Annotated in this window: 17 protein-coding genes and 1 pseudogene; 7 read left to right on the top strand and 11 right to left on the bottom strand. The window is 71.1% G+C overall.

The window, feature by feature from the left end:
* Positions 1 to 102: 102 nt before the first annotated feature.
* Positions 103 to 1,911 carry a S9 family peptidase gene (locus ACZ4UV_RS28315; protein WP_451019470.1) on the bottom strand — a complete coding sequence of 603 codons (1,809 nt, stop codon included), beginning with the start codon at positions 1,909 to 1,911 and terminating at the stop codon, positions 103 to 105.
* Between the two features lie 126 nt (positions 1,912 to 2,037).
* Between ACZ4UV_RS28315 and ACZ4UV_RS28310 the strand changes: the two genes are divergently transcribed.
* Positions 2,038 to 2,832: an SURF1 family protein gene (locus ACZ4UV_RS28310; RefSeq protein WP_351487127.1), complete on the top strand. Its 795-nt coding sequence runs from the start codon at positions 2,038 to 2,040 to the stop codon at positions 2,830 to 2,832.
* 22 nt (positions 2,833 to 2,854) lie between these two features.
* On the opposite strand, the gene ACZ4UV_RS28305 is transcribed toward ACZ4UV_RS28310, so the two are convergent.
* The 5 genes from ACZ4UV_RS28305 to ACZ4UV_RS28285 all read right to left on the bottom strand — a co-directional run bounded on the left by ACZ4UV_RS28305 (position 2,855) and on the right by ACZ4UV_RS28285 (position 8,164).
* Positions 2,855 to 4,000, bottom strand: coding sequence for a hypothetical protein (locus tag ACZ4UV_RS28305; RefSeq protein WP_451019469.1), 1,146 nt, complete (start codon positions 3,998 to 4,000; stop codon positions 2,855 to 2,857).
* A gap of 119 nt (positions 4,001 to 4,119) precedes the next feature.
* Entirely contained in the window at positions 4,120 to 4,797 is a 678-nt protein-coding gene (locus ACZ4UV_RS28300; RefSeq protein WP_351487123.1) for a SigE family RNA polymerase sigma factor, read from the bottom strand.
* Between the two features lie 507 nt (positions 4,798 to 5,304).
* Positions 5,305 to 6,384, bottom strand: a complete 1,080-nt coding sequence (locus tag ACZ4UV_RS28295; RefSeq protein ID WP_351487121.1) for an aspartate-semialdehyde dehydrogenase — start codon at positions 6,382 to 6,384, stop codon at positions 5,305 to 5,307.
* On the bottom strand, positions 6,381 to 7,652 hold the full coding sequence (locus ACZ4UV_RS28290) for an aspartate kinase (RefSeq protein ID WP_294002992.1): 1,272 nt from the start codon (positions 7,650 to 7,652) through the stop codon (positions 6,381 to 6,383). Before ACZ4UV_RS28290 ends, ACZ4UV_RS28295 begins: the two co-directional genes overlap by 4 nt.
* 344 nt (positions 7,653 to 7,996) lie before the next feature.
* Complete coding sequence (locus ACZ4UV_RS28285; protein ID WP_351487112.1) at positions 7,997 to 8,164, bottom strand: hypothetical protein; 168 nt, start codon at positions 8,162 to 8,164, stop codon at positions 7,997 to 7,999.
* A gap of 112 nt (positions 8,165 to 8,276) precedes the next feature.
* Here ACZ4UV_RS28285 and ACZ4UV_RS28280 point away from each other — a divergent pair.
* A pseudogene (locus ACZ4UV_RS28280) lies at positions 8,277 to 8,997 on the top strand (sulfite exporter TauE/SafE family protein).
* 141 nt (positions 8,998 to 9,138) lie between these two features.
* Here ACZ4UV_RS28280 and ACZ4UV_RS28275 read toward each other — a convergent pair.
* Complete coding sequence (locus ACZ4UV_RS28275; RefSeq protein ID WP_451019467.1) at positions 9,139 to 9,672, bottom strand: VOC family protein; 534 nt, start codon at positions 9,670 to 9,672, stop codon at positions 9,139 to 9,141.
* Between the two features lie 186 nt (positions 9,673 to 9,858).
* Between ACZ4UV_RS28275 and ACZ4UV_RS28270 the strand changes: the two genes are divergently transcribed.
* Genes ACZ4UV_RS28270 through ACZ4UV_RS28260 form a run of 3 tightly spaced genes read left to right on the top strand, consistent with a single transcriptional unit; the run spans position 9,859 to position 12,174 of the window.
* Positions 9,859 to 10,458 carry a hypothetical protein gene (locus tag ACZ4UV_RS28270; RefSeq protein WP_451019466.1) on the top strand — a complete coding sequence of 200 codons (600 nt, stop codon included), beginning with the start codon at positions 9,859 to 9,861 and terminating at the stop codon, positions 10,456 to 10,458.
* Position 10,459: 1 nt separating this feature from the next.
* The gene (locus ACZ4UV_RS28265; protein WP_451019465.1) at positions 10,460 to 11,518 is read left to right on the top strand and encodes a hypothetical protein; all 1,059 of its coding nucleotides are present in this window, start codon (positions 10,460 to 10,462) and stop codon (positions 11,516 to 11,518) included.
* Positions 11,518 to 12,174, top strand: a complete 657-nt coding sequence (locus ACZ4UV_RS28260; RefSeq protein WP_451019464.1) for a response regulator — start codon at positions 11,518 to 11,520, stop codon at positions 12,172 to 12,174. The genes ACZ4UV_RS28265 and ACZ4UV_RS28260 overlap by 1 nt, the downstream gene beginning before the upstream one ends.
* Here ACZ4UV_RS28260 and ACZ4UV_RS28255 read toward each other — a convergent pair.
* The 3 genes from ACZ4UV_RS28255 to ACZ4UV_RS28245 form a co-directional block, all read right to left on the bottom strand.
* On the bottom strand, positions 12,167 to 12,829 hold the full coding sequence (locus tag ACZ4UV_RS28255; protein WP_451019463.1) for a DUF5063 domain-containing protein: 663 nt from the start codon (positions 12,827 to 12,829) through the stop codon (positions 12,167 to 12,169). The two genes, ACZ4UV_RS28260 and ACZ4UV_RS28255, sit on opposite strands and share 8 nt — an antisense overlap.
* Positions 12,822 to 13,421 carry a recombination mediator RecR gene (gene recR, locus ACZ4UV_RS28250; RefSeq protein ID WP_093500254.1) on the bottom strand — a complete coding sequence of 200 codons (600 nt, stop codon included), beginning with the start codon at positions 13,419 to 13,421 and terminating at the stop codon, positions 12,822 to 12,824. Before recR ends, ACZ4UV_RS28255 begins: the two co-directional genes overlap by 8 nt.
* A 93-nt stretch (positions 13,422 to 13,514) precedes the next feature.
* Positions 13,515 to 13,859: a YbaB/EbfC family nucleoid-associated protein gene (locus ACZ4UV_RS28245; RefSeq protein WP_351487147.1), complete on the bottom strand. Its 345-nt coding sequence runs from the start codon at positions 13,857 to 13,859 to the stop codon at positions 13,515 to 13,517.
* Between the two features lie 306 nt (positions 13,860 to 14,165).
* On the opposite strand from ACZ4UV_RS28245, the gene ACZ4UV_RS28240 reads away from it, so the two are divergent.
* The gene (locus ACZ4UV_RS28240) at positions 14,166 to 14,921 is read left to right on the top strand and encodes an SLATT domain-containing protein (RefSeq protein ID WP_451019462.1); all 756 of its coding nucleotides are present in this window, start codon (positions 14,166 to 14,168) and stop codon (positions 14,919 to 14,921) included.
* Between the two features lie 390 nt (positions 14,922 to 15,311).
* Positions 15,312 to 16,466, top strand: coding sequence for a Gfo/Idh/MocA family protein (locus ACZ4UV_RS28235; RefSeq protein WP_451019461.1), 1,155 nt, complete (start codon positions 15,312 to 15,314; stop codon positions 16,464 to 16,466).
* A 19-nt stretch (positions 16,467 to 16,485) separates the two neighbouring features.
* Here the strand turns inward: ACZ4UV_RS28235 and ACZ4UV_RS28230 are convergent, their stop codons facing one another.
* A complete protein-coding gene (locus tag ACZ4UV_RS28230) occupies positions 16,486 to 18,012 on the bottom strand; it encodes a substrate-binding domain-containing protein (protein ID WP_467841600.1) in 1,527 nt (508 codons plus the stop codon).
* Position 18,013: the final 1 nt, after the last annotated feature.

Below are 18,013 nucleotides of genomic sequence, written 5' to 3'. Positions count from 1 at the left end.
GCTTCGGTGCCGCTTGCTCTGCACTCCCCCTTGGCGGAGCGCACGAGTGCGGGCCTCACTTCTCGATGAACCGAGTCGGGCGGGTGGGTGGGCAGACTCCCGTCAGTCCGTCGGCGCTGTCGCCGTAGGCGCGAGGTGGCGTTCCGCGAACTCCATTTCCAGGCGGAGTTGCTTGATGCGTTCGTCGACCACCAGGGAGCCGTGGCCCGCGTCGTAGCGGTAGACCTCGTGGATGGCCGAGCGGGCGGCCAGGCGGTTGACGTAGTTGTCGATCTGGCGGATGGGGCAGCGGGGGTCGTTGAGGCCGGCCGAGATGTAGACCGGGGCCTTGACGTCGTCCACGTAGGTGAGGGGGGAGGACGCGGCGAAGCGGTCCGGGACCTCTTCCGGCGTGCCGCCCAGCAGCGTGCGGTCCATCGCCTTCAGGGACTCCATCTCGTCGTGGTACGCCGTGACGTAGTCGGCGACCGGGACGACCGCGATGCCCACCGCCCAGGAGGCCGGCTGGGTGCCCAGGCCGAGGAGCGTGAGGTAGCCGCCCCAGGAGCCGCCGGTCAGGACGAGACGGTCGGGGTCGGCGAGGCCGGACTCGACCGCCCAGTCCCGGACCGCCGCCACGTCCTCCAGCTCGATCAGGCCCACCCGGTGCTTCAGCGCATCCGTCCAGGCCCGGCCGTAACCCGTGGAGCCGCGGTAGTTGATGCGGACCACCGCGTACCCGTGGTCGACCCAGGCCGCCGGGCCGGCCGCGAAGCTGTCGCTGTCGTGCCAGGTCGGGCCGCCGTGCAGGTCGAAGACGGTGGGGAGGGGGCCCGTCGCTCCGGCCGGCTTCTGGATCAGGGCGTGGATCAGGCCGCCGGGGCCCTCCACCCAGGCGTCCGAGACCGGAACCGACGGCGGGCACTTCATGCCGGGCGGGTCCAGCACCACCTCGCCGGTCGTCGAGCGGACCACCGGCGGCTCGGCGGCCGACGACCACAGGTACTCGACGGTGCCGTCGGGGCGGGCCGTGGCCCCGGAGACGGAGCCCGGCGGGGTCGGGATGCGGACCAGCTCGCGCGTGGCCAGGTCGTAGCGGAACAGGTCGCTGCGGGCCTTGTGGCTGTGCGCGATGAGCAGCGCGCCACCGTCCGGGTACCACTCCGCGCTCACGTCGCCCGGCAGGTCGAGGGTCAGGTCCGTCTGCGCGCCGGAGACGACGTCCCAGACCAGGGGCTCCCAGCGGCCCCGCCGCTGGTGGCCGATGAGCAGGCGCGGGTCGCCGTCGACGGGGGCGAAGCCCAGCACCTCCAGGCCCAGTTCCTCCGTGCCGCCGTCGGTGTCGTCGAGCTCGGCGACCGTCGTGCCGTCCGGGCGGACCACGCGCAGCGCCGAGTGCATCGCGTCGCCGTGCTCGGTGTGCTCGATCGCGATCAGCGAGCCGTCGTGGGAGAGGTCGCCGACACCGGCCGACTCCGCGTGCCGGTAGATCTCCAGGGGCTCCTCCCCCACTCTGACCAGGTAGATCGTCGTACCCTCGTCGTCCGTGGAGCGGCCCACGACCGCCGTGCGGCCGTCCCGGCCCAGTGCCAGACCCGAGGGGTACGACGGCTCCAGGCCCGGCGTCGCCTCCTCGTCCGCGCCGCCGCCGAAGGGCTGGCGGCGCCAGACGCCGAACTCGTCGCCGTCCTTGTCGTCGAACCACCAGATCCACGCGCCGTCCGGGGAGAGCAGCCCGTCCGTCGTGCCGTTCGGCCGGTTCGTCGCCTGGCGCTGCTCCCCGCTCGCTCGGTCCCAGGCGTACAGCTCGTACGTCCCCGTCGCGTTCGACACGAACAGGGAACGGTCGGGGGCGTCCTCCGCCCAGTCCGGCAGGGAGACCCGAGGGGCGCGGAAGCGCTTCTCCCAGTCCGGCATGTCGCTCTCACTCATGGCCGCAGTCATGGCCCCATAGTGCCTGCACCCGCCCACAACGCGCTGGCGCGTGTCCGCAGCCTGTGGATAACTTTGCGAGGCCCCGAGTCAGACCCGTACAAGGCGCCCCGTACCGTGGACGGTGTGTACCGCTTTCTGCTGACACCCCGCTGGTGGGGCATCAACGTCTTCGTGCTGCTCGCCATCCCGTTCTGCATCTTCATGGGGTCGTGGCAGCTGAGCCGCTTCGAGGCGCGGGTCGCCGCGCACCGCAGCGCCGACGAGCAGGTGGAGACGGCGAAGACGGAGGCGGCCCGCCCGCTGGCCGACCTGCTGCCCGTCGACCAGTCGACCTCCGGCAAGCGGGCCACCGTCACCGGCCGGTACGCCAAGCAGCTGCTCGTGCCCGACCGCCAGGTCGACGGCAAGAACGGCTTCTACGTCCTGACCCTGCTGCGCACCGACTCCGGCAAGGCCCTGCCCGTCGTACGCGGCTGGCTGCCCGGCAGGGCGGACGCCGCCAAGGTGCCCGCCGCGCCCACCGGCGAGGTCACTGTGACCGGCGCGCTGCAGGCCTCCGAGACGCCGGGGGACAACGGCGTCAGCAACCAGGGCGGGCTGCCGTCCGGGCAGACGGCGGCGATCAGCGCGGCCTCGCTGGTGAACCTGGTGCCGTACCCGGTGTACGACGCGTGGATCACCCTGGACAAGGCCGACTCGGGGATGACGGCCGTACCGGCGACCGCGCCGGACAACTCGGGGCTCGACCTGAAGGCGTTCCAGAACCTCGGCTACACCGGTGAGTGGTTCGTGTTCGCGGGGTTCGTGGTGTTCATGTGGTTCCGGCTGCTGCGCCGCGAGGTGGAGTTCGCCCGGGACGCGGCGCTCGGCCTGGTCCCGGACCCGGAAGAGGAAGCCCAGCAGCCGACCGCCGTATGACGGCCCCCGCCGGTCCCGCCGGTCACTGGGCCGCCAGGACCCCGGTCCAGTAGACCGTCCCGGCGCACGCGTTCGTCACCGTCGCCGAGCCGGTCGGGGACCCGGCCTGCGGGGTGTAGGAGACCGCGACGCTCCCGTCGGCCGTGCCGCCGTCCTCGGTGAGCAGCTGGGTGGTGGTGCCGTCCGACCCGGAAGTGGTCGTACCGGCGCTGCTGCTGGCGCCCTCGGAGGGGCTCGGGGAAGGCGTGGAACCGCCGGTGGAGCCGGTGGAGCCGGTGCCGGTGGAGCCGCCGGTGCTGGAGCCGCTGGTCGGGCAGGTCTCCGAGGGGACGAACCCGAACTTCTCCTCGTAGGCCGCGCCGGGCGCCAGGACCAGGCCGGTGAGCTCGGTGGTCGGGTCGGGCAGCCCGGCCGCCGCGTCGCCGGAGGTGTGCCGGGCCGTGAGGACCTTGGTGGCGTCGGCCGCGCCCTGCGCGAGGACGCCCACGCTGCCGGGGCCGCCGACGGTACAGCTCGTCGTCGAGACGTTGACGACGCGGAAGGTGCCGTAGACGGCGCCCGTCGAGTCGGGGGCGCCGACGGTGGAGGTCGGGGTGGCGAGCTGTGCCGAGGTGCAGACGGGGGCGCTGCTGGCGGCGCTGGCGGTGGGGACGACCTTGGTGCCGGAGGCGGCTCCGGTGCTCTCGCTCTTGCCGCCGTCCTTCGCGCCGCCGGGGCTCTGGTCGGCGGCCTGGCCGCCACTGCCGCCCGCGGTGCCGGCACCGCCGTCGGGGTTCTTGCCGCCGGTGGACCCGCCCTGCGCCTCGGAGGCCTGGCCGGCCATGGAGGTGTTGGGGTCGGCGCCGCCGGAGTTGGAGACGTGCACCAGGGCGGGGATCGCGGTGCCGATGAACAGGGCCGCCGCCGCCATGCCGACGGCGGCCTGCCGCTTGCGGGCCCGGCGGGCGGGCACCGCGCGGCGCAGGTGGTCGAGGCTGCCGTCACGCGGCGCGAGGTCGTCGACCGCGGAGTGCAGCAGCCGGCGCAGGGCCAGCTCGTCCGTGTCGAGCCCGTCCAGGGGTTCGGGGCCGTCGGCACCGGCTCCGAAGCCGGCGCCGAGCCCGCTCCGGAGCCCTTCAGGGCCCTCTTCCAGGCCGTCGGGGCCCTTGTCGTCGGGGCCGTGGTTCACAGTTCCGTTCCCAGCGTGCGATTGCGTGTGCTCGTGCTCGTGGTGCTGTTCCGGCATCGGCTCGTGCCAGGCGTAGGGTTCGTGGCGATCATGCGAGTCGCCTCCCTCGGGGCTGTCCGTCATGCCGCCGACTCCATCGCCACCCGTAGTGCCGCGATGCCGCGCGAGCCGTAGGCCTTCACCGAGCCCAGCGAGATGCCGAGCGTCTCGGCGACCTGGGCCTCGGTCATGTCGGCGAAGTAGCGCAGGACGAGGACCTCGCGCTGGCGGCGCTGGAGGCCCTTCATCGCCTTGATCAGGTCGCGCCGCTCCAGCTGGTCGTAGGCGCCTTCCTCGGCGCTGGCCGCGTCCGGCATCGGCTTGGAGAGGAGCTTGAGGCCGAGGATACGGCGGCGCAGCGCGGAGCGGGAGAGGTTGACGACCGTCTGGCGCAGGTAGGCCAGGGTCTTCTCCGGGTCGCGGACGCGTTTGCGGGCGGAGTGGACGCGGATGAACGCTTCCTGGACGACGTCCTCGCAGGAGGCGGTGTCGTCGAGGAGGAGCGCGGCGAGGCCGAGGAGCGAGCGGTAGTGCGCCCGGTAGGTCTCGGTGAGGTGGTCGACGGTGGTACCGGCCGCCGTCGCCGTCTCCTCCGCGCCGTCGCGCTGGCTGGGTATGCGGGTGGGCCGCGCTGCGGGCATGGGCGCGATCACCGGCATGCCGCCGGGCGCGCCGGGCATGCGGGGGCGCAGGCCGGCGCGGGGCGGCCGCAGGGCCGTCGCGCCGCGGGGCGCACTGAGTTCGAGTACCTCTGCCACGCAAGTTGGACACGTCTACCCCCGCCGGGGTTGTACGTGCCGGGCATCACTTTTGCGTCGGGTCTGCCGGACGGGCGCGTACCGAGCCCGCCGGACGGGCGCACGTCGGCTCTGCCGGGCGCGCGCAGCGCGGTCGGCACCGTTCTGTGCGCGTCCGGCAGCACACCCGACGGTGCGTCAATTGCCGCCATGCGTCCCGCTCTTCCCTTATATCCCATTATGAACGGGCGTCCCCACGCCCCGATCACGGCGTCCCCACGCCAGGATCATGCGTCCCCGCGCCCCCAAGGCCCGGTTGCATAAGCGCCCGGTAAGTGGGCGACCGCAAAGACGCTCCCCGCCGTCCGCATGGTTGCGGAGGACGGGGAGCAAAATCTTCGAACGCGGACCGGCCCCGGTTCAAGAGGTTTGGACCATGCTCCGGGACACATTTCTTACGTGGACCCTACCTGTGGGCCCGCTCCCACTCAGGGCGCATCCGGGGCATTTGCCGTGGTCACCGGGTGTTCACACGAAATCCGCCATACCTGAACGGCCGGTCAGTTCCACCGCCACCAGCTCGGCGATCTGAGCGGTGTTCAGGGCGGCCCCTTTGCGAAGGTTGTCCCCGCACACGAAGAGCTCCAGCGCGGTCGGGTCGTCGAGCGCCCGCCGCACCCGCCCGACCCAGGTCGGGTCGGTGCCCACCACGTCGGCGGGCGTCGGGAACTCCCCGGCGGCCGGGTTGTCGAAGAGGACGACGCCCGGAGCCGTGTCGAGGATCTCCCGGGCCTTGTCGACGGTGACCTCGCCCTGGAAGCGGGCGTGCACCGTCAGGGAGTGCGTGGTGACCACCGGCACCCGCACGCACGTCACCGCGACCGGCAGCTTCGGCAGCCCGAGGATCTTGCGGGACTCGTCCCGCACCTTCATCTCCTCCGACGACCAGCCGTCCTCCCGCAGCGACCCGGCCCACGGTACGACGTTCAGCGCGACCGGCTCCGGGAACGGCCCGGTCAGGTCGCCGACCGCCCGCCGTACGTCACCGGGCTTCGTGCCCAGCTCCGTACCGGCGACCATCGACAGCTGGGCCCGCAGTGTCTCCACGCCGGCCCGCCCGGCCCCGCTCACCGCCTGGTACGACGACACCACCAGCTCGCGCAGCCCGAACTCGGCGTGCAGCGCGCCCAGGGCGACGATCATCGACAGGGTGGTGCAGTTGGGGTTGGCGATGATCCCGCGCGGCCGGTTGCGGGCGCAGTGCGGGTTGACCTCGGGGACGACCAGCGGCACCTCCGGGTCCATCCGGAAGGCGCCGGAGTTGTCCACCACGACGACGCCCTTGGCGGCCGCGACCGGCGCCCAGCGCGCGGACACCTCGTCGGGGACGTCGAACATCGCGACGTCGATGCCGTCGAAGGCCTCCTCCGACAGCGCGACGACCTCGACCTCCTCCCCGCGCACGGTCAGCTTGCGGCCGGCCGAGCGCGCGGAGGCGATCAGGCGGATCTCGCCCCAGACGTCCGCCCGCTGGGACAGGATCTGGAGCATCACCGTGCCGACGGCCCCGGTCGCACCCACGACCGCGAGCGCCGGCTTGGCAGTCATCGGCCGGTGCCTCCGTAGACGACGGCCTCGTCGGTGTCGGAGTCGAGACCGAAGGCGGTGTGCACGGCGCGCACGGCCTCCGGCACGTCGTCGGCCCGGGTGACGACCGAGATACGGATCTCCGAGGTCGAGATCAGCTCGATGTTGACCCCGGCGTCGCTGAGCGCCTCGAAGAACGACGCCGTGACCCCCGGGTTGGTCTTCATGCCCGCGCCGACCAGCGAGATCTTGCCGATCTGGTCGTCGTAGCGCAGCGAGTCGAAGCCGATGCCGGACCGGTTGCGCTCCAGCGCGTCGATGGCCTTGCGGCCCTCGGTCTTGGGGAGCGTGAAGGAGATGTCCGTCAGGCCGGTGGCGGCGGCGGACACGTTCTGCACGACCATGTCGATGTTGATCTCGGCGTCGGCGATGGTCCGGAAGATGGCGGCGGCCTCGCCCGGCTTGTCGGGCACCCCGACGACCGTGACCTTGGCCTCGGAGGTGTCGTGCGCGACACCGGAGATGATGGCCTGTTCCACCTTCTTGTCCCCAATCGGCTTGCTGCTGACCCACGTGCCCTGCAGTCCGCTGAAGCTGGACCGGACGTGGATCGGGATGTTGTATCGGCGCGCGTACTCCACACAGCGGTGGAGCAGCACCTTGGAACCGGAGGCGGCGAGCTCCAGCATGTCCTCGAAGGAGATCCAGTCGATCTTCCGCGCCTTCGTCACCACGCGCGGGTCGGCGGTGAACACACCGTCGACGTCGGTGTAGATCTCGCAGACCTCGGCGTCCAGCGCGGCGGCGAGGGCCACGGCGGTCGTGTCGGACCCGCCGCGCCCCAGCGTGGTGATGTCCTTCTTGTCCTGGCTCACGCCCTGGAACCCGGCCACGATCGCGATGTTGCCCTCGTCCAGCGCCGTCCTGATCCGCCCCGGCGTGACGTCGATGATCCGGGCTTTGTTGTGGACCGAGTCGGTGATGACGCCTGCCTGGCTGCCGGTGAACGACTGGGCCTCGTGGCCCAGGTTTTTGATCGCCATGGCCAGCAGTGCCATGGAGATACGCTCTCCGGCGGTCAGCAGCATGTCGAACTCACGCCCGGCAGGCATCGGCGATACCTGCTCGGCGAGATCGATCAGCTCGTCCGTCGTGTCGCCCATCGCGGAAACGACGACAACCACCTGGTTGCCGTTCTTCTTCGCTTCCACGATTCGCTTGGCGACGCGCTTGATGCCCTCGGCATCGGCAACGGAGGAGCCTCCGTACTTCTGCACGACAAGGCCCACGTGCGCTCCTCGCTCGGTTTGTTGTGTCGGCTCAGTTTAACGAGCGTCCGAATTCCACCAGCCTGCTCCCGCATGGTGAGACCGGCGGGCCCTCGCCGCTCGCGACCGGAACCTGCCCAGCGAACCGCACCCCACGCGGAAAGTGCCCTGCCTCACAGTGACGGCTGTGAATTAAGTTTCAAGAATTAAGGTACGGGACGACGGCGCCGCGTACTTCTGTTGACATCCTCCCCCTCTTGGAAGAGGGGGATCCCAACCCGGGTGGGTTGAGGTTCACGGGCGCTCGAACGGCTGGTGGCCGCTGTCGCCCCTCCGGCACCGGCTGTCCGCCCGGCCCGGCTTCCTCAGCTGCGCAGGAGACTGACGCCGGCACCGAGCGACACGACTCCCATCCCGACGGCCGTCAGCACACCCTGCGTGCCGTCGACGACGAAGGGCGCGACGGCGGCGACGACGAGGTTGAAGAGGAAGAGGAACCACAGGACGGGACGGGAGGAGAGCAGCGGCTTCACGGCGGGATCCTTGTTTCTCGGCTTGGCTGACCTGGCGAGATCAACGATCCCGTCTCCCTGCGGCCGCAACGAGGAAGCGCACTCCCGAACCGTTGGTGTAGGCAGGTACACCATGACGGCGCTGATCCTTCTCTCCGGCGTCGTGGTGCTGGGCGCGAGCGTGCAGTGGCTGACCGGCATGGGCTTCGCGCTCGTCGCCGTCCCCGCCCTGATCCTCCTCCTCGGCCCGGCCGAGGGCGTCGCGCTCGCCAACTGCGCGGCGGGCGCGATCAGTGTGGTGGGCCTGGCGGGCGGCTGGCGCCGGGTCCGCCCGGCCGCGATGGTCCCGCTGTGCGCGGCGGCGGCCTGCACGGTCCCGGCGGGCGCCTGGCTGACCCGCCGACTCCCCCCGCCCTTCCTCCTCCTGACCATGGGAGCCCTGGTCACCTTGGCCGTGCTCCTCGTGATGCGGGGCGCCCGTCTCCCGGCCCTCGGCGGCCGGGGCGGCGCGCTGACGGCCGGCGCGGTGGGCGGCTTCATGAACTCGGCGGCGGGCGTGGGCGGCCCGCCGATCTCCCTCTACGCCCTCAACGCGGGCTGGACGGTACGGGAGTTCGTCCCCAACGCCCAGTTCTACGGCGTCGTCGTCAACGCCTTCTCGGTGACGGCGAACGGGGTGCCGGGGCTGAGCGCGGCACAGTGGACGGCGGTGGGCGGCGCCATGCTGACGGGCGGCCTGGCAGGCCGCGCGGTGGCCGACCGCACCCCCGAACACCACGCCCTGCCGCCTGGTCCTCCTCCTGGCCCTGACGGGCGGGGTCACCGCGGTGGCGAAGGGGGTGTGGGCACTGTGACCCGCCCGCCGACGAGACTCAGTCCACGAACTCTTCTGGTCGGTTGGGTCGGTTCAAACCACCCCAGATACCCATGGGAAGAGCTCGAAGCCCGGGGCTCGAGCCCCGGGACGAACTACGGCTGACGGTCAGAACCAAGGATCAGCCGGTCGACTTCACGGGCGGGCTGCTGCGCCCCCGGCCGCGGCCGCTGAGTTCGACGTCGAGGGTCTCCTGGGCCACGCGCATGGCATCGGCGTACACCGGGTCCTGGAGCCGGGTCCACATCTCGTCCTCGGGGACGTCCTCGACGTGGGCGACCACCCACCAGATGTTGCCGAAGGGGTCCTTGACACGTCCTCCGCGCTGACCGAAGGCGTTGTCGGCCAGGGGGGTGACGACCGTCGCCCCGGCCGCTACGGCACGCGTGAACGAGTCGTCGGCGGCGGCGACGAACACCCGGAGCAGGCTCGGCATGGCGGGCCAGTCCGCGCGCCGGTCGAAGGCCAGGACGACGGTGTCGCCGACCCTGATCTCGGCGTGCCCGATCAGACCGTCCTCGGTCTGTACGCGCCCCAGTTCCTCACCCCCGAACGCCTGGCTGACGAAGTCCAGGAACGCCCCGGTGTCGTCGGTGACGACCCAGGGCGCGACTGTGGTGTACCCCTCCGGTGAAGCGCTGGCCTGCTCGGTCATTGCGGTCCCCTCGCTGGTGTCGGTGCCATCGACGACCGTAGGCACGACTTAGGACCACCCCTGTCCTATATGACTGTTGTGGCCTCAACTCATCAACAGAGCAGCGAAGTTGCTCTACGCTGATGGGTCCCGCACGCGCATGAACTCGGGGGACGAGCTTTGATCGTGCAGTGGTGTGTGAAGGGGATGGCGCTCCCCGGCGACGACGTCGCCAGAAAAGTGATCGACGACAGGTTCGGGATCGCCTGCCGCTGGTGGCAGCGGATCGATCCCCTGCCGCACGGCGACGTCGCCTCGAAACTGACCGCGCAGAACCTCAATCTCCACGTGAACCATTTCGAGAGCACCGACCCGGCCACGGGGCTGCCTTTCTGCGAGGAGACCCCTTTCATCTCCCTGTCGTGCGGGACGGTCGAGCGGGACACGGCGGCGAAGACCAACTTCGTGCACACCGCCCGGCACACGGCCCTGTGGTTCGGCACCCGCTTCGGCCAGGAGCCGGTCGCCTATCTCTACTTCTGCTGGGTCATCCTGGCCCCCCGCTCCGCGGTGGCCGTACAGGGCGTCGCCGAAGAGGTCCGGGACCTGAACACCTACCGCAGATACTCTGCGTACCAGGTCGAGGGCGAGGTGGCCGCGAAGATCCTCGTGCCCGCGAACCAGATCAGCCGGTGCGAGCGATGGGAGTGGAACCGCGAGAGCAGGACGATCCGGCAGACGTGGACTCACTCCAACCCCCATTTCGTGCGGCCCGAAGCGCTGAGCAACGTCAGGGAGATGCTCTGAGATGACCTCTCGCTCACTGGACCTCCTGGGGCTCCGCGCCGAGCAGGCGGGGACCGCCGCGGACTTCCACGAGGCATACGGGCGCCTCGTGGAACCCGACCAGGAGAACGTCGACTTCAAGGCCCTCGTCGAGGCCGCGTCGGCGTACCGCCTCGCGGGCCAGTGGCGGTGGCTGGTCGAACAGGACGCCGGAGTCGAACTGCTGCTCCACGCCGCCTCACTGTTCACCCGGGCCGGACTCACCTACGGCGCCTACCTCAGCGCCTCGCTGGCACCTGTCAGCCATGGCGACCAGCTCGATTCCTGGGTGGAACGGCTCCTGCGCACCGCCGGGCAGCGACACCGCGAGAACGAACCACTCGTCGAGCTCGGGCTGGAGGACCACCGGCCGGACGACATCCTCGGACATGTCCAGCAGCAGGCCTATCTGCTCCTGGCCTGCGCCCTGCTCACCACGCCCGGGAGCCCGCAGGCGACAGAGCTCAGGTCCTTCGCGACCGAGTCACCGCACCGGGACGGCGTCGTTCCCATGGGGTCGATGGCCATGCCGGTGCGGACCTTCTGGGGATTGGCGGTGGACATGCTCTCTCCCGAGGACAGCGAGGCCGCCCGACGGTACGCCGACACGCTCGCCGAACTGTCCCGCGCCTATGCCAGGACGGTCGACCTCGCCATGGCCAACACCCTGACCTGGTCCAACGGCGCGGCCCCGATCGACGTGGCGGACCTGGACGTGATCGGCACGACGGCGATGGGCACACGGCACTTCGGCCGGCGCCGGATGCGAGTCCTGCTGGCCACCGCAGAACTGCCCGACCTCGCGCTGGTGCCGCTGGACCTCGGCCTGGAGGTGGTGGACGTACCGGACCCACCTGACCCAGATCCGTCTGGTCTACGTCGAGACCGACTGGAAGTGGATGATCTCGCCCCGGACGGTCTCGACCCGGACCTCACCTGGGGCCGTCGCAACTGGGGCCATCTCGACCCGGATCGAACGGAGCTGGGCGACCCGGACGACGGATTGGACCCGGACGGCCCGGACGGGGGGCTGGATCTGTGATGAAGGACGCGACGGAACTGATCAGGGCGCTGACCGGGCTGGCCTGGCCGCTGTTCGCCGCCTGGGTGGTGTGGAAGCTGCTTCCGGAGATCCGGGGCATCGTCAGGCACCGGGCCTTCAGCATCAAGGTCGGCAACAACGAACTGACGGTTCAGGAGTTCACGAACCAGGTCGTCGAGACCACCGCGGAGCTCCAGCAGCAACTCACGGTCCGGACGGATCGGAGCCGGCTCCGGCAGGAGCCGTCGCCACCGCCGCAACGCGTCCTGCACAGGGTTCTGTGGGTCGATGACAACCCCTCCAACAACGCCTACCAGACCGCCCAGTTACAGGCGATGGGCGTGGAGGTCGTACAGGCCGAGTCCACGGACGAGGGCCTGCGGGCCCTGCGGAGGGCATCGCGGCCCTTCGACGCCGTGATCTCCGACATGGGCCGCGCCGAGGCCGGCGGGTTCGACCCCGAAGCCGGGCTCACGCTGATCCGGAAGATCCGCGAGACCGATGCCACGACCCCGGTGTTCGTCTACGGCGGCACCGGCGCGACGGCCCGCCGGGAGCAGGTGGCCGCCGCCCGGGGCAACGGCGTAACGCAGTCCCCGAGCGAGCTGTTCGACCTGCTGGGGCGGGTGGGCCGGTTCCCGAGGACGGCTACTTGACCGGCCGCACCCCCACCGGCCCGCCGATCTCCTGCTGCATGACCTGGCCCGCCTCGAACTCCAGGGTCTCGTCGCCCATGGTGGCCTGGTCGGTGTCGAGGCCGTCCAGTTCTTCGAGGGGCTGGTTGAGGCGGACGTGGATGAGGACGGACTGGAGGGCGCGGAGGACGGCGGAGGCGGTGGGGCCCCAGTTGGAGAAGTAGGAGAACTGCCACCACCACAGGGCCTCCGTGGTGCGGCCCGCGCGGTAGTGGGCCATGCCGTGGCGGAGGTCGGTGATGATGTCGGCCAGGTCGTCCGAGATCCGGGCCGGGACGGGCGCCTTGCGGGGCTCGTACGGGTCGAAGACCTCGGAGTAGACGTCGATGGGGTCGAGGAGGCGTCCGAAGTTCTCGCGGAGCTGGTCGACGTCCGGCTCCGGGCCCAGGTCCGGCTCGTAACGCTCGTCGGGGACGATGTCCTCGTGCGCGCCGAGGCGGCCGCCGGCCAGCAGCAGCTGGGAGACCTCCAGGAGGAGGAAGGGGACCGCCGAGTCCGGCTCGTCGCCCTTCGACACCTCCGTGACGGCCACCAGGAAACTCTCCACCTGGTCGGCGATCTGGACCGCGAAGTCGTCGGGGTTCTGCGCGGTCGCGTGCAGCGTGGCGTCAGACATCTAGGAGTCGTCTCCCCTCGAAGGCGCGGCCGAGCGTGACCTCGTCCGCGTATTCCAGGTCGCCACCCACCGGGAGGCCGCTGGCCAGGCGGGTGACCTTCAGGCCCATGGGTTTGATCATGCGGGCGAGGTAGGTGGCAGTCGCCTCGCCCTCCAGGTTCGGGTCCGTGGCGAGGATCAGCTCGGTGACCGTGCCGTCCGCGAGGCGGGCGAGCAGCTCCCTTATGCGGAGGTCGTCGGGGCCGACGCCCTCGATCGGGCTGATCGCGCCGCCGAGGACGTGGTAACGGCCGCGGAACTCACGCGTGCGCTCGATCGCGACGACGTCCTTCGGCTCCTCCACGACACAGATCACCGTCGGGTCGCGGCGGGTGTCGCGGCAGATGTTGCACAGTTCCTCCTGTGCCACGTTGCCGCAGGTCGCGCAGAAGCGGACCTTCGCCTTCACCTCCAGGAGAGCCTGCGCGAGGCGCCGTACGTCCGTCGGCTCCGCCTGCAGGATGTGGAAGGCGATCCGCTGCGCGCTCTTCGGACCGACGCCGGGCAGCCGCCCCAGCTCGTCGATGAGGTCCTGGACCACGCCTTCGTACAACGGACTGCCCTTCCTGGAGTCTTTCGGTACGTACGGTAGTTGGCTGCCGCCTGTCCTAGGAAGGCGGTGCGGGTGTCGTGCGGGCGACGAACATCAGAACGGCAGGCCGGGGATGCCGCTGCCGCCGCCCAGACCCTGCGCCAGCGGGCCGAGCTTCTGCTGCTGAAGCGCCTGGGCGTTCTCGTTGGCCGCCTGCACCGCCGCGACGATCAGGTCGGCGAGGGTCTCGGTGTCCTCCGGGTCCACCGCCTTCGGATCGATCTTCAGCGCGCGCAGCTCGCCGGAACCGGTCACGGTGGCCCGCACCAGGCCGCCGCCCGCCTGTCCCTCGACCTCCGTGCCCGCCAGTTCCTCCTGGGCCCGTGCCAGGTCCTGCTGCATCTTCTGGGCCTGCTGGAGCAGCTGCTGCATGTTGGGCTGGCCACCACCGGGGATCACGATCAGCTCCTGGGTCGGGTCCGGATTTTCTCTGTTGTGCATGAGCCTACGTGGTCGACGCAGCCATCGCCCCGCCACTCTTTCGAGTGAGATTCCCGGCCGCCCTATACCTGATCAAGACCCCCTTCCGGGCGGAAAAGAGACGAAAGCACAGCCTTCGCCACCCATTGGGCGGTAGGAAGGGTTCCCGTCGTCAGCATCCATTGTCAGGTCCAGTGCCGGGGCCAGTGTCAGGCCCGACGTCAGTCCGATGTCAGGTCCGATGTCACGGAACGTGACCGGTCGGGATCAGTAAGGGAGTGCCGGGTGGGTCAGCCGGAGATGCAGCCCGAGGGGCCGCCTCAGGACGGGCGGGGCGGCGAGGGCGCGGCCGGACTGCGGCCGGGTGATCTGACCGGGCGGGCGTTCCCGCTCGGGGACTGGGGCGAGCCGGCCGAGCGGCTCGACGAGCTGTACCGGTGGGTGGAGCGCGGGGCGCTGGAGACGGCCGGGTGGTATCTGGCGGACCGGGTCTGGAAGCGGCGGGGGGCGAGGGCGCTGCGGTGCGGGGCGGCCGTGGGGGCGGTGCTGGGGGCCGCGCTGCCGCTCCTCGACCTCACCGGGGTGGTGGGCGGGGTCGCGCCCTGGGGATATCTCGCGCTGCTGCTGGCGGTGTCCTGCGTCGGCATCGACCGGTTCTTCGGGGTGACGTCCGGCTGGATAAGGGACATGGCGACCGCACAGGCCGTGCAGCGGCGGCTGCAGGTGCTGCAGTTCGACTGGGCGTCGGAGAGTGTGCGGGAGGTGCTGGGGCCGGCCGAGGGTACGGCGAGTGAGGCGGCCGAGCGGTGCCTGGGGGTGCTGCGGAGGTTCTCCGAGGACGTGACCGAGCTGGTCCGTACGGAGACGGCCGACTGGATGGTGGAGTTCCGGACGGGGCCGGCGCCGCTGGGCATGCAGGCGACGGTGACGGCGGGGCCGCGGGCGGATGCGGGGCATCTGAACGGACGGTTCCCGCTACCGCCGGGGCCGAACGGGGCTCGCCCGAACATGCCGAGGCAGCGGCCGCCGGAGCCGCGGTGAGAGGGGGTGCGCGTCGTCGGTTCGGTGCCGCGCCGCGGGGGTGTTCGCGCAGTTCCCCGCGCCCCTAGAAGGTGGGTGCATCGCGCCGTGGCTCAGTGCCGCGCCGCGGGGGTGTTCGCGCAGTTCCCCGCGCCCCTAGGGGGTGGGGCTTCGCGCCGTGGTTCGGTGCCGCGCCGTGGGGGGCTGGTCGCGCAGTTGCCCGCGCGCCTGACGGGGGGCTGTAGCGGGCGGGGCCGCGGAGGCGCCCCTGAGGGGCGCGGGGAACTGCGCGGGCAACCACGACGGCGGTGCACACGGCCTTGTCCAGACGCCCGAATGTCTTGACATCTTTGGAAGCGGCGCCCCATCGTGAGCACGCAGGCTCTGGACGGTCCAAGGAGGGGCAGCCCCATGGTGCGTACGCTCGGCGTCGCCGTCGTCGGATTCGGGTGGATGGGGCGGGTGCACTCGCAGGCCTACCAGCGGGTGGGGCACCACTTCCCGCAGCTGGGCGTGCGGCCCGAGCTCGTGGCCGTTGCCGAGGAGGTGCCGGGGCGGGCGGAGGAGGCCGCCGCGCAGTTCGGGTTCACGTCCACCGCCCGGGACTGGCGCGAGGTCGCCGCAGACCCGCGGGTGCACGCCGTCAGCATCACCGCACCGAACTTCCTGCACCGCGAGATCGGCGTCGCCATGGCGGAGGCCGGCAAGCACATCTGGATCGAGAAGCCGGTCGGGCTGACCGCCGAGGACGCCCGCGCGGTGGCGGAGGCGGTGGCCAAGGCCGGGGTGCGCGGGACGGTCGGCTTCAACTACCGCAACGCGCCCGCCGTCGCCCACGCCCGTGAGCTGATCGCCTCCGGTGAGCTGGGAACCGTGACACACGTCCGCGTCCGGCTCTTCAGCGACTACGCGGCCCACCCGGACGGCGCCCTGACCTGGCGGTACGAGCGGGCCCGGGGCGGCGGCGGGGTGCTGGGCGACCTCGCCTCGCACGGCGTCGACCTGGCCCGCTTCCTGCTCGGCGACATCGAGTCGCTCGCCGCCGACACGGCGGTGTTCATCCCGGAGCGCGCCCGGCCCACCGGCGCCACCGCCGGCCACACCCTCGCCACCGGCGGCGAACTCGGCCCGGTCGAGAACGAGGACTACGTCAACTGCCTGCTGCGCTTCGCCTCGGGCGCCCGCGGTGTCCTGGAGGCCTGCCGGGTCTCGGTCGGCGAGCAGAACAACTACGGCTTCGAGGTGCACGGCACCAAGGGCGCCGTCTTCTGGGACTACCGGCGGATGGGCGAGCTGGGCGTCAGCCTCGGCACCTCCTACCAGGACCAGCCCGTCTCCACCGTCTTCGTCGGCCCCGGCCACGGCGAGTACGGCGCCTTCCAGCCCGGCGCCGCCAACGCCATGGGTTACGACGACCTCAAGGTGATCGAGGCCCGCAACTTCCTGCGGTCCGTCGCCGAGGGCACCTCCTACGGCCCGACCCTGGAGGACGCCGTGCGCAGCGCGACGGCCCTGGACGCGATGAGCCGCTCGGCCGCGCAGGGGAGCTGGGTGAGCCTCGGCTGACCGGGGCGGGCGGCGGGCGTCACGCGCAGAGTTTCATGCCCACCGGCGTGTAGCAGGCCACATGCCCGTACGAGCGGATCACGTCCTGGCCGTTGCCCTTCTCGACGTACGACAGGAAGCTCGACGCCAGCGAGGTGGCGGCCGGCTGACCGTAGGTGTACGCGTACTCGATCTCGCGGTACGGGTACGGGCTGACGCCGCGCTCGATCGCGTCCACCGACGGGGCCTCGGCGTCCAGCGAGAGGATGTGCAGACCCTTCGCGCCCTCCGCCCTGTTCAGCTCGGCGTAGCCGACCGCGCCCTTCAGCTGGGCCACCTCCGACAGCACCTGGTCGGTGGAGTCCAGCTCGCAGCGGATCACCTTCGCCGTCGGGTCGTCCTTGTGCAGGCAGTCCACGGAGGAGTTGGCGATCTCGCCGCGCTTCAGGACCCGCCGTTGGAACACCTGCCGGGTGCCGGAGTTGGCGTCCCGGCTGACCAGCACCACCGGCAGGTCGGGGCCGCCCAGCTGCTTCCAGTCGGTGATCTCGCCCCGGTACAGCCGTCGCACGTCGGACGTGGTGAGGTTGCGCAGCGGCACGTCGTCGTTCACGACGAGCGCGAAGACCACCAGGGCGACCCGGTTCTCCTTCAACTGGGGCATGTCGGTGGGCTTGGGACCGTCGGAGAGGGCCAGGACCGGCGGGGAGCCGTTCTTCGCGTCCTTCCCGGCGCCGTCCAGCTCCCTGATCCCGGCGGTCGAGCCGTGCGCGTCCACCGTGATCGACGCGCCCTCGCACTGTTTCTCGTACTTCTTCGCCGCGTCCTGCATCACCGGGGCGAAGGCGGTCGAGCCGATGACCCGCAGCGAGCCCTTCGAGCAGCCGATCGGCGGCGGGGTGTCGTCACGGGCCACGACGATCGCGGCGAGGGTGAGGACACTGAGCGTCAGCATGATGGTGATCAGCCGGGAGGCGCGGCTGAACAGGGGCGTGGCGTCGTCCGGGGTGGCGCTGCGGTTGGGGTGCACCTCGCCGTCGTGGAGACCGCCGACGATCCTGATCTCCCGGCCGACGTCACCGCCGGAGAGCAGCACGAGCAGCTTGAAGTGCTCGCCGTGGTTGAGCGGGACCCGCGGGATGCGCAGGGTGTTGCCCGAATAGCCGAAGCCGCGGTCCGGCGTGAAGTGCGGCATGAGGTGGTCGCTGTCGGTCGGCTGGGTGACCGAGACGCCGCGGATGATGCGGTCGGTGAAGACCGCGGTGAGACCGTGCAGTTCGGGACTGGTGTAGTCGTCGCGCCCGATGCCCTGGGAGCCGTCGTTCTCGATGCGCAGCAGGACCAGGGTGGCGTCGGTCATGTCCGGGGCCTCGTCGAAGAGGCCCAGGCGTCTGCCGATACGGCCCGAACGGACGTCGTCGCCGATCGGGTTGTCCATCTGCACCCGGTAGCCGATGCGCTTACGGCGCGGGACCCGGCGCTCGTACCAGAAGATGCCCGCAGACGCGACGATGCCGAGCACCGCGGTCCCCACGGCGACGATGTTCTCCGCGCTCAGCCACTCCATG

It is taken from the genome of Streptomyces sp. NPDC028289, from assembly GCF_055565975.1.
Note: the sequence above shows the minus strand (reverse complement) of the source record. Positions and strands in the feature narration are given on the sequence as shown.

Coding starts and splice junctions, on each gene's coding strand:
- ACZ4UV_RS28315 (WP_451019470.1), bottom strand. CDS start 1,911: ATGAGTGAGAGCGACATGCCGGACTGGGAGAAGCGCTTCCGCGCCCCT.
- ACZ4UV_RS28295 (WP_351487121.1), bottom strand. CDS start 6,384: ATGACTGCCAAGCCGGCGCTCGCGGTCGTGGGTGCGACCGGGGCCGTC.
- ACZ4UV_RS28275 (WP_451019467.1), bottom strand. CDS start 9,672: ATGACCGAGCAGGCCAGCGCTTCACCGGAGGGGTACACCACAGTCGCG.
- ACZ4UV_RS28270 (WP_451019466.1), top strand. CDS start 9,859: ATGGCGCTCCCCGGCGACGACGTCGCCAGAAAAGTGATCGACGACAGG.
- ACZ4UV_RS28265 (WP_451019465.1), top strand. CDS start 10,460: ATGACCTCTCGCTCACTGGACCTCCTGGGGCTCCGCGCCGAGCAGGCG.
- ACZ4UV_RS28260 (WP_451019464.1), top strand. CDS start 11,518: ATGAAGGACGCGACGGAACTGATCAGGGCGCTGACCGGGCTGGCCTGG.
- ACZ4UV_RS28255 (WP_451019463.1), bottom strand. CDS start 12,829: ATGTCTGACGCCACGCTGCACGCGACCGCGCAGAACCCCGACGACTTC.
- ACZ4UV_RS28235 (WP_451019461.1), top strand. CDS start 15,312: ATGGTGCGTACGCTCGGCGTCGCCGTCGTCGGATTCGGGTGGATGGGG.
- ACZ4UV_RS28230 (WP_467841600.1), bottom strand. CDS start 18,012: ATGGAGTGGCTGAGCGCGGAGAACATCGTCGCCGTGGGGACCGCGGTG.